The sequence below is a fragment of the Streptomyces sp. NPDC043427 genome (assembly GCF_056436655.1).
This window is the reverse complement of record NZ_JBWKCC010000007.1, coordinates 276,001-286,812: the sequence shown is the minus strand read 5'-3', so window position 1 is coordinate 286,812 and position 10,812 is coordinate 276,001. Positions and strand designations below refer to the sequence as shown.

Genomic DNA, 10,812 nt, shown 5'->3' with positions numbered 1-10,812 from the left:
CCCCCCCCCCCCCCCCCCCCCCCCCCCCCCCCCCCCCCCCCCCCCCCCCCCCCCCCCCCCCCCCCCCCCCCCCCCCCCCCCCCCCCCCACGCCCGAGGGGCCTTCGGCTGAGCTGCCGCCCGACTCGTCGGCCGTGACACCCTGGTCCCATGGACGACAACGACGACACCCCGCTCCCCCCGCTCCTCGTGGTCGTCGACGCGGCGAACGTCGTGGGGTCGGTGCCCGACGGATGGTGGCGGGACCGGCGCGGCGCCGCGGAGCGGTTGCGGGACCGGCTGGCGGCCGACGGACTGCCCGGCCACTCCGGTCCCCTGGAGATCGTCCTCGTCGTCGAGGGCGCGGCCCGCGGTGTGGAGCCCGTGCCCGGCGTCCGCGTCGAGTCCGCGCCCGGCAGCGGGGACGACCACCTCGTCCACGTGGTCGATGCCGCCCGCGCCGCCGACCGCGCCTGCCTGGTCGTCACCGCGGACCGTGAACTGCGGCGCCGGGTGACGGAGTTGGGGGCGCAGGTCACGGGCCCGCGCGCGGTGCGTGACTGACCTCCACGCCCTCAGGCCCCTTCACTCTCTCGGCGCCAGCCGCCACAGCGACGTCGTCTCCGCCGCGCGGGCCGCGTACAGCGGGTCCGTGCTGTCCCGGGCCCGCGGATGGCGTGGCGCGGCGTCGAGCCGGTCCACCACCCGCAAGCGGGCCGTGTCGAAGGCAGTGAGCAACTGTGCACGCGTACGCAGCCCCAGATGCTCCGCCAGGTCCGACAGGACGAGCCAGCCCTCGCCGCCCGGCAGGAGACGGTCGGGCAGCCCCGAGAGGAAGCCGTGGAGCATGGCGCCGTCGGGGTCGTAGACCCCCTGCTCCAGGGCACTGCTCGGACGGGCGGGGACCCAGGGCGGATTGCATACGACGAGCCCGGCGCGCCCCTCGGGGAACAGGCAGGGGCCCACCACGTCGACCCGGCCGCCCAGCCCGAGCCGCCGGACGTTGTCCTCGGCACAGGCCAGCGCCCGGGGAGCGATGTCGGTCGCCACGACACGCCTTACGCCCCGACGCGCCAACACCGCCGCGAGCACCCCGGTCCCGGTGCCGAGGTCGAACGCCGTGCCTGCGTCGAGGCCCGGCGCAGGGGGCAGCGGCGCCCGCGCGACCAGGTCGACGTACTCCCCCCTGACCGGTGAGAACACGCCGTAGTGCGGATGGATCCGGGCGCCCAGCGCAGGTACGTCGACTCCCTTCGTACGCCACTGATGGGCGCCGATCACCCCGAGCAGTTCCCGGAGTGAGACCACTGTGGGCCCCGTCGGCGGGCCGTAGGCCTGGCCGCAGGCCTCGCGGATGTCGGGGGCCCGGCGCAGGGCGAGGGTGTGGTCGTCCTCCAGGAGGACCAGCAGTCGACCGAGGACGCGTGCGCGGTGGCGACGGGCCCGGCGCTCCAGGTGGAAGGCGTCGGCGGGGGTGGTGCCGGGGCGGGACGGGGGGCCGTCGGTTCGGCGGGCCATCGCCGTGAGCAGGCGGCGGGCGTTGTGGTAGTCGCCCCGCCAGAGCAGGGCAGTGCCCTCGCGGGCCAGGCGGTGGGCGGTGGCGGCCTTCGTACGGTCGTCGGCGAGGACGGTCCGGCGGGGCGCGGGGGTGCCGTTCTCGGAGTGCCAGCGGGCGGAACGGCGGGTGTGGTCCTCGGTCCAGTGGAGGGTGGACACCAGGTACTCCTCGTGGTCGTAAGTGCGGTGACACGAAGAGCACTTCGACGGGACGAGGAGCAGGCGAGCAGGCTCAACCGCCACCCGGTGCGTCCAGCGGGCCGGGTGTGGGGAGAAGAGGGCTGGTGGCGGCTACCGCGTCCGCGTCGAAGCGCGGGAGTGGCGGTCGCCGAGAACCATGCCGAGTGTCATGACGGCCCTTCCGGGAGACGGGGTCGCGGGTCGGCAGCCTAGTGCACCCGTGCCGACCCGTACGTGACCGGCCCCGTACGTCCGCGCCGCAGCGGGAGGTACGGGGCCGGTCACGTACGGAACCGGGTCTATGAAGGGGTCGGCTGGGGCGTGTTGCCAACCGACGACAACGCGGCGAGGCGCGGTGCCGGGGCCCGCGAGCCCGGCCTGATCCAAACGAGAGGCCCTAGCGGCCGGCACCGTCCGGTCCGGCTGCCACCGTCTCCTCGTGCCGTCCGAGACGGCTGTGGGAGCGGCCGTAGAGGAAGTAGACGAAGAAGCCGACCACCATCCAGATGCCGAAGCGCAGCCAGGTCTCGGCCGGCAGGTTCAGCATCAGCCACAGGGAGGCGCACACCGACAGGACCGGGATGACCGGCACCCAGGGAGTGCGGAAGGCCCGGGGCAGGTCGGGGCGGGTGCGGCGGAGGATGATCACGCCGATCGCTACGACGATGAAGGCGAACAGCGTGCCGATGTTCACCAGCTCGGCGAGTTCGCTGAGGCTGGTGAAGCCGGCCAGGATCGCGATGAGCACGCCCAGCAGGATGGTCGGCCGGTGCGGGGTCTTGAACCGCGGGTGGACGTGGGAGAAGAAGCGGGGCAGCAGTCCGTCGCGGCTCATCGCGAAGAAGACCCGGGTCTGGCCCAGGAGCAGGATCATGCAGACCGTGGTCAGGCCGACGGCGGCGCCGAAGCTGATGAAGCCCGCGAACCACGGATGCCCGGTGGTTTTGAAGGCGTCGGCGAGCGGGGCGCTCACGGACAGCTTGGTGTAGTGCTCCATGCCGGTGACGACGATCGACACGGCGACGTACAGGACCGTGCAGATGATGAGGGAACCGAGGATGCCGCGGGGCATGTCGCGCTGGGGGTTCCTGGTCTCCTCGGCGGCCGTGGCGACGACGTCGAAGCCGATGAACGCGAAGAAGACGACGGAGGCGGCGGTGAAGATGCCCATCACGCCGAAGTTGGAGGGTGCCCAGCCGAACATCAGCTGGATGAGCGGGGAGTCGAGACTGCTGCCCGCCTCCACCTCCTGCGCCTTCGGGACGAACGGGTCGTAGTTGTCACCGTTGATGAGGAAGGCGCCCGCGATGATCACGGTGAGGACGACGGTCACCTTGATGGCGACCACGACGGAGGTGACCCGGGCGGACAGCTTCGTGCCGACCACGAGGATGGCGGTCAGCACCAGGACGAGAGCGGCCGCGAGGATGTCGAAACCGAACCCGTCGGCCCCCTCTCTCCCGCTGAGGGACGCGGGCAGGTGCCAGCCCGCGTTGTCGAGAAGCGAGGCGATGTAGCCGGACCAGCCGACGGCGACCACCGCGGTGCCCAGCGCGAATTCCAGGACCAGGTCCCAGCCGATGATCCAGGCAGGCAGTTCCCCGATGGAGGCGTACGAGAAGGTGTACGCCGAGCCGGCCACCGGGACGGTGGAGGCGAACTCGGCGTAGCAGAGCGCGGCGAGCGCGCAGGCGACCCCGGCCGCGACGAAGGCCAGGGCGACGGCGGGACCGGCGTTGTTCTTGGCGACCGTGCCGGTGAGAACGAAGATGCCGGTGCCGATGATGACGCCGACGCCGAAGACGGTCAGGTCCAGCGCGGACAAGGACTTCTTGAGCGCGTGCTCTGGCTCCTCGGTATCGAGGATGGACTGCTCGACCTTCTTCGTCCGGAAGAGGGTGCTGGTCACGGGACTACCTCCCACGCTTGTCGTCCTCGACATGATCGAGAGGGGGCGTACTGCGTATGCCCGATGCGGGGGGATTCACGCAAACGGGCCGGTCACACCACTGCAAAGAGTGGCGGGACCGGCCCATCCGGACGAGTCGTGTCGCGTCAGTCGCGCACGGGCTGCACGGAGTCGACCTCGGCGGCCGTACGGTCGAACCGGCCGTCCAGCTTGGAGACCAGGCCGGTGACCTGGCGTGCGATGTCGGGGGCCGTCAGACCGATCTCCGCCATGACCTCGGCGCGGGAGGCGTGGTCGAGGAAGCGGGGCGGGATGCCGAAGTCGCGCAGCGGGACGTCGACGCCCGCGTCGCGCAGGGCCTGGGCGATCGCCGAGCCGACACCGCCGACGCGGGAGTTGTCCTCGACGGTGACGACCACGCGGTGCCGCTCCGCGAGCGGGGCCATGGCCTCGTCGACGGGCTTCACCCAGCGCGGGTCGACGACGGTGGTGGAGATGCCCTGCTTGTCGAGCAGGCCGGCGATCTCCAGGCACATCGGCGCGAGGGCGCCCACGGACACCAGCAGGACGTCGGGCCGGTCCGTTCCGGGCTCGCGCAGCACGTCCATGCCGCCGACGCGTCCCACGGCCGGTACGGCGGGACCGACGGCGCCCTTCGAGAAGCGCACGACGGTCGGCGCGTCGTTGACGGCGACGGCCTCGCGCAGTTGTGCGCGCACCTGGTCGGCGTCACGCGGGGCGGCCAGCCGCAGCCCCGGGACCACCTGGAGGATCGACATGTCCCACATGCCGTTGTGCGAGGCGCCGTCGGTGCCGGTGACGCCGGCGCGGTCCAGGACGAAGGTGACACCGCACCGGTGCAGGGCCACGTCCATGAGGACCTGGTCGAAGGCGCGGTTGAGGAAGGTGGCGTACACGGCGAAGACGGGGTGGACGCCCGCGTGGGCCAGGCCCGCCGCGGAGACGGCGCCGTGCTGCTCCGCGATGCCGACGTCGTAGATCCGGTCCGGGAAGGCTTCCGCGAACTTCTTCAGGCCGACGGGCTGCAGCATGGCCGCCGTGATCGCGACGATGTCCTTGCGCTCCCTGCCGAGCTGGACCATCTCGTCGCCGAAGACGGAGGTCCAGTCGGCGCCGGAGGCCTTGATCGGCAGGCCGGTGTCGGGGTGGATGGGACCGATGCCGTGGAAGCGGTCGGCCTCGTCCTGGAGGGCGGGCTGGTAGCCGCGGCCCTTCTCGGTGAGGCAGTGCACGATGACGGGGCCGCCGAAGCGCTTGGCCCGCGCGAGCGCCGACTCCAGCGCCTCGATGTCGTGCCCGTCGATCGGCCCGACGTACTTCAGCCCGAGGTCCTCGAACATGCCCTGGGGGGCGATGAAGTCCTTGAGCCCCTTCTTGGCCCCGTGCAGGGTCTCGTACAGCGGCTTTCCGACGACCGGCGTGCGGTCGAGGATCTCCTTCGTGCGAGCGAGGAAACGCTCGTAGCCGTCGGTCGTCCGCAGCGTCGCGAGGTGGTTGGCGAGGCCGCCGATGGTCGGGGCGTACGACCGCTCGTTGTCGTTGACGACGATGACGAGCGGGCGGTCCTTGGCCTCGGCGATGTTGTTGAGCGCCTCCCAGGCCATGCCGCCGGTGAGCGCCCCGTCACCGATGACGGCGACGACGTGGCTGTCGCGTTCGAGGAGCTGGTTGGCCTTCGCGATGCCGTCGGCCCATCCGAGGACCGTCGACGCGTGGCTGTTCTCGATGACGTCGTGCTCGGACTCGGCCTGCGAGGGGTAGCCCGACAGGCCGCCCTTCATCTTCAGCTTGGAGAAGTCCTGGCGCCCGGTCAGCAGCTTGTGCACGTAGGACTGGTGACCGGTGTCCCACAGCACCTTGTCCTTCGGGGACTCGAAGACCCGGTGCAGCGCGATGGTGAGCTCGACCACTCCGAGGTTGGGGCCCAGGTGCCCACCGGTCTTGGACACGGCCTCGACCAGAAAGCCCCGGATCTCCTCTGCCAGCTGGTCCAGCTCCTCCAGGCTGAGCCGGTCCAGATCGCGCGGTCCCCTGATGCGGGTCAGCAGCGGCACCCGTGCCTCCTTGCAGTAGAGCTGTTCAAGCTTTTCGGCGGGCTCGTCGAGTCTAATGTTTCCCTCGACGCGACTGTGCCCGGCACCTCTGGGGAGCCGGGCACAGATTTCTCTCCAAGGGGCGGAACCGCAGCTCACCCCAAGGGGCGCCGGTAACTGCGCGATCGGCCACACTGGACCGGCACCCGCAGTACCACCGCACCCCGACGGCGCTGACGCGCTACGCGCGACCCGCCGCCTTCTGGCTCTTGCGCGACACGGAGTCGATGACAACCGCACCCAGCAGAACCGCGCCAGTGATCATGTACTGAATCGACGTGTTCATGTTCAGCAGGTCCAGACCCGTCTGAATCGACTGGATCACCAGCATGCCGAGCAGCGCGGACCACACGGACCCACGCCCACCGAAGAGGCTGGTGCCACCGATCACAGCCGCGGCGATCGCGAGCATCAGGGTGTTGCCGCCACCGGCATTGAGCGTGGCGCTCGCCGTCTGACCGGCGAAGAACATGCCGCCCACCGCGGCGAACCCACCCGAGATCGCGAACACGGTGATCCGTACCAGCGGCACGTTGATACCCGCACGCCGCGCCGCCTCGATGCCGCCACCGACCGCGAAGACCTTGCGCCCGTACGTCGTACGACGCAGCACGAAGTCCACGATCACCAGCGCCGCCAGGAAGATCACCAACGCGTTGGACACACCCGACGCGTTGTTCAGCACGGCCGCGGCGGCGAAGGACGCCACGGCGAGCGCGCCCACACGGAGGAGGATCTCGCTGGTGGGCCGGAAGGGCACACCCGCCGCCCGCCGCCGGCGCTGCTCGCTGAACGAGCCGAAGAGCATGGACAGCACACCGAGACCGGCCAGGATGTACGCACCGATGATGGCCTGGTCCATGAAGAAGGAGTTCTGGCCGAGCAGGTGCACCGGCCCCTTCTCCGCCGGGATGTTGATCGTGCCGCTGGAGCCCAGCAGCCACAGCATCAGACCGTTCCAGCCGAGGAAGCCGGCCAGGGTCACGACGAACGCGGGGACGCCGATCTTCGCGAAGAACCAGCCCTGCAGCGCGCCGATGGCGATACCGGTGAGGATGGTCAGCACCAGGGACAGCCACGGGTTCATGGAGTCGTCGACCACGAACACCGCGAACAGCGTCGAGGCCAGGCCGCTCACCGAGCCGACCGAGAGGTCGATCTCACCGAGCAGCAGCACAAACACCAGGCCGATGGCGAGCATGCCGGTGGCCGCCATGAAGTAGCTGATGTTCGACAGGTTGTCGGCGCTGAGGAAGCGGTCGTTCTGCAGCTGGAAGATCGTCCAGATGACGATCAGGCCGATGAAGACCGGCAGCGAGCCCAGCTCACCGCCCCTCACCTTGCGCTTGAACTCGGTGAGGTAGCCCTTCAGGCCCTCTTCGCGGACCAGCAGTCGCGGGTCGACGACGGAGACCGGCGCGGCCGTCGGGTCGTCGGCGGGCGCCACGGTGGACTGCTTCTCCACCTGGACGTCCGACTTCACGGTCTTGGACGTGTCACTCACTTTGCCGCCTCCGTGCTGCGACGCCCCGCACGACGGGTCACGGCGTTCTCCGTGGCGCCCGTGATGGCGGCGATGATCTCTTCGTGGCTGGTGTCCTTCACAGAGAAGGAGCCGTTGTTCTTGCCCAGGCGCAGGACGGCGACAGTGTCGGCGACCGCCTTCACGTCGGCCATGTTGTGGCTGATGAGGATGACGCCGAGGTCACGCTCGCGCAGCCGCTCGACCAGGTCGAGGACCTGGGCGGTCTGCTCGACACCCAGGGCGGCGGTGGGCTCGTCGAGGATCACGACCTTGGGATCGCCGATCAGGGCGCGGGCGATCGCCACGACCTGGCGCTGACCTCCGGAGAGGCTGGCGATCGGGATGCGCACGCTCGGGATGCGGATGGAGAGCGTGCTCAGCAGTTCCCGGGCGTTCTTCTCCATCGACACCTCGTCGATGACGCCGCGGTGCAGCAGCTCGCGCCCGAGGTAGAGGTTGCCGACCACGTCGAGGTTGTCGCACAACGCGAGGTCCTGGTAGACCGTCGCGACGCCGAGTCCCTGGGCGTCGTGCGGCTTGTTGATGCTGACCGCGTTGCCCTCCCACTCGATGACGCCCTCATCGATGGGGTGGACACCCGCGATCGTCTTGACCAGGGTGGACTTTCCTGCGCCGTTGTCGCCGACCAGGGCGACGACTTCTCCGGCGTGGACCTCCAGTTCGACATCGGTGAGTGCCTGCACCGCACCGAATCGCTTGGAGACTCCGCGCAACGCCAACACGGGCGTAGCGGACACGTGAACCATCTCCTTCGCCGCCTGACCGGCGGGGATGCCGCGCGTGAGACATGCGCGGAGGGATGTGCGCGACGCCCCGCGGGGTGGCGCACAAGGTTTACAAGGTGAACATGCGCGAACCCGCTGCCCATGGCAACGGTTTCCGCCGACGCCCGCCCCGCAGCGGGGTTGAAAGGTGGGACGGGCGCCGGAGGGGTTCGCGGACCGCAGGGCGGTCGTGGAGCCCGAGCCCAGGGCGGGCTCGGGCCGGTGCTCGCGGAGCGAGCCTTACTGCAGGCCCGCCTTCTTGCAGGCGGCCGCGTAGTCAGCGGTGCAGATGTCCTGGACCGTGTACAGCTTGTCCTTGATCACCGTGTCCTTGATGTTGGCCTTGGTGACCGACACCGGGGTCAGCAGCTGGGAGGGCACCTTGTCGCCGGAGCCGCTGGTCAGCGTCTCGGTCGCGAGGGACTTGATGTCCTTGCCCTCGAGCAGGTTGACCGCGAGCTGGGCGGCGGCGTCCGCCTCGGGCTTGAAGGCCTTGTAGACGGTGGAGGACTGGGTGCCGGCGACGATGCGCTGGATACCCGCGAGCTCCGCGTCCTGACCGGTCAGCGGGATGCCGCTGATGCCGGCGCCCTTGAGGGTGTTGGCGATACCACCGGCCATGCCGTCGTTGGCGGCGTAGACGCCCGCGATGTTCTTGGCGCCGAGCTGGGTGATGGCCGCGGACACCTTCTGCGCGGCGACCGTGTCCTTCCACAGGCCGGACTGCTCGTAGGCGATGTCGACCTTGCCGTCGAGGGCCTTGTGGGCGCCTTGCTTGAACTGGCCGGCGTTCGGGTCGGCGTCGTCACCGTTGATCATGACGACCTTCGACTTCGGGGTGGCCTTGGAGCCCAGCGCGTCGAGCAGCGCCTGGCCCTGAAGCTCGCCGACCTTGACGTTGTCGAAGGAGACGTACGCGGAGACCGGGCCCTGGGCGAGGCGGTCGTAGGCAACGACCTTGATGCCCTTGTCGACCGCGGACTGGATCGAGGACTTGATGGCGGCGGAGTCCTGGGCGCTGATCACGAGGACCTTGACGCCCTTGGTGATCATGCTGCTGACCTGCTGGGCCTGCTTGGCCGCGTCACCGGCCGCGTTGGCGTACTCGACCTTGCAGTCGGAGCACAGCTCCTTGGTCTTCGCCTCGAAGTACGGCTTGTCGAACTTCTCGTAGCGTGCGGTGACGCTGTCCGGCAGCAACAGACCGATCGTCTTGCCGCCACCGCCGCCGCCCGACGTGCTGCCGCTGTCGGAGTCCTTGTCGTCGCCGGCCTTGCCGCAGGCGGCCACGGACAGGGCCAGCGAAACCGCGGCCGTACCGATCACGACTCTACGCATCGTTGCGTTCATTTGGGGGTGTGCCTCCCTGACAGGGCCGCAGCGCTGCGGCCGAGGTGGCTGGAAGTCAACTCGGCCACACGTGCGACGTCAAGAAGTAAATACTTAACGAGATGGCAACGGCTTTATTCGTTCTCTAGGTGAAGGCGGGTGTGGCCGTGGTCAGCGCACCGTCCAGAAGGGTCGAATCACCCATCTCGCTCAGTGCGAGGGCGAGCGCTCCGAGCACCTCCGCGCGGCCACCAAGTGCCCCCGGGAGAACGGACAGTTGGCGCGCTGCGCTGGGGATCGCGTAGCGGCCGACCGACTCCCTGATCGGACCGAGGACGAGCTCTCCGGCCTCGGCGAGATCACCGCCCAGGACGACTCGGCTCGGGTTCAACAGATTACAAAGGTTCGCCACTCCACTGCCGATGTGCCGGCCGACGTCGGCGATCACCCGACGGCAGCCCGGGTCTCCGTCCCTGGCCAGCCGCACCATGCCCTCCATGGTCAGGTCGGCGCCGTGGCTGGACTGGAGGAGCGGCAGCACATAGCGCGCGGCCGCGAAGGTCTCCAGGCAGCCCCGGTTGCCGCAGCGGCAGACAGGACCGGATTCATCAAGAGTAATATGTCCGATTTCTCCCGCAGTGCCACCCGGGCCGCGGTAGATCTTCCCGTCGATCACCAGGCCGGCGCCGACACCGCTGGAGACCTTGATGTAGGCAAGATCACGTACGCCCCTGCCGCTGCCCCAGACCAGCTCACCGAGGGCGCCGAGGTTGGCGTCGTTGTCCACGTGGACGGGCACGCCGAGTCGCCCGCGCATCTCCTCGGCCGGCTTGCTGCCGGTCCAGCCGGGCAGGATGGCGGTCGAGCCCAGGGTCCCGGACTCGCCGTCGATGGGGCCGGGCACACCCAGGCCCACACCGGCGATTTTGGACTCGTCCACCCCGGTTGCTGCGATCAGGCGATTGACCAGCTCTTCCGCCCGGTCGAAGCCCTGGGTCGAGGAGGCGTCCACGTCGAGCGGCTCGGACTCCTCGGCCAGCACCTGGTGGGCGAGGTTCCCGACCGCGACGCGCAAATGGGTGTGCCCGAAGTCGACGCCTATGACGATGCCGGCGTCACCGCTCAGGGACACGGCGCGGGCCCGGCGGCCGCCCGCCGAGGTGGGCGTGACCTCGACCGTTCCGCCGTCCTTCAACTCCCGGACGATATTGGAGACCGTCGCCGCGGAAAGACCCGTCGTCCTGGCGATCTCGGCCTGCGTGAGGGACCCGGCCAGGCGCACGGCTCGTACGACACGCTCCAGGTTGGCTCGGTGCAGCGATGACTGCGACCCCGGAGTCTCCACGACGACCTCCTGCGCGCGGGACCGCAGCAATGAGGCCCCGTCTATGTCCAACTAGTGAACTCTAAGCTGAGCCGTTCGGGTCGCCTCCCG

At 69.8% G+C, this 10,812-nt stretch carries 8 protein-coding genes; 1 reads left to right on the top strand and 7 read right to left on the bottom strand.

All coding sequences use genetic code 11. From position 1 onward, the window contains the following. Positions 1–149 precede the first annotated feature (149 nt). The gene (locus AC067M_RS15800; protein WP_478697561.1) at positions 150–542 is read left to right on the top strand and encodes an NTP pyrophosphohydrolase; all 393 of its coding nucleotides are present in this window, start codon (positions 150–152) and stop codon (positions 540–542) included. A 21-nt stretch (positions 543–563) separates the two neighbouring features. Here AC067M_RS15800 and AC067M_RS15795 read toward each other — a convergent pair whose 3' ends face one another. From AC067M_RS15795 to AC067M_RS15765, 7 genes are all read right to left on the bottom strand, one after another. Further along, on the bottom strand, positions 564–1,694 hold the full coding sequence (locus AC067M_RS15795) for a methyltransferase (RefSeq protein WP_478697560.1): 1,131 nt from the start codon (positions 1,692–1,694) through the stop codon (positions 564–566). A gap of 418 nt (positions 1,695–2,112) precedes the next feature. After that, complete coding sequence (locus tag AC067M_RS15790; protein ID WP_478697559.1) at positions 2,113–3,624, bottom strand: amino acid permease; 1,512 nt, start codon at positions 3,622–3,624, stop codon at positions 2,113–2,115. A 146-nt stretch (positions 3,625–3,770) separates the two neighbouring features. Further along, positions 3,771–5,699 (bottom strand): 1-deoxy-D-xylulose-5-phosphate synthase, encoded by a 1,929-nt coding sequence (dxs, locus tag AC067M_RS15785; protein WP_478697558.1) that lies wholly within the window; start codon positions 5,697–5,699, stop codon positions 3,771–3,773. A 220-nt stretch (positions 5,700–5,919) separates the two neighbouring features. Beyond that, entirely contained in the window at positions 5,920–7,242 is a 1,323-nt protein-coding gene (locus AC067M_RS15780) for a sugar ABC transporter permease (protein ID WP_478697557.1), read from the bottom strand. Then, positions 7,239–8,030, bottom strand: coding sequence for an ATP-binding cassette domain-containing protein (locus tag AC067M_RS15775; RefSeq protein WP_478697556.1), 792 nt, complete (start codon positions 8,028–8,030; stop codon positions 7,239–7,241). The genes AC067M_RS15780 and AC067M_RS15775 overlap by 4 nt, the downstream gene beginning before the upstream one ends. Positions 8,031–8,288: 258 nt before the next feature. Beyond that, a complete protein-coding gene (locus AC067M_RS15770; RefSeq protein ID WP_478697555.1) occupies positions 8,289–9,386 on the bottom strand; it encodes a sugar ABC transporter substrate-binding protein in 1,098 nt (365 codons plus the stop codon). A 136-nt stretch (positions 9,387–9,522) separates the two neighbouring features. Continuing rightward, the gene (locus tag AC067M_RS15765) at positions 9,523–10,722 is read right to left on the bottom strand and encodes an ROK family transcriptional regulator (protein ID WP_478697572.1); all 1,200 of its coding nucleotides are present in this window, start codon (positions 10,720–10,722) and stop codon (positions 9,523–9,525) included. Between the last annotated feature and the right edge of the window lie 90 nt (positions 10,723–10,812).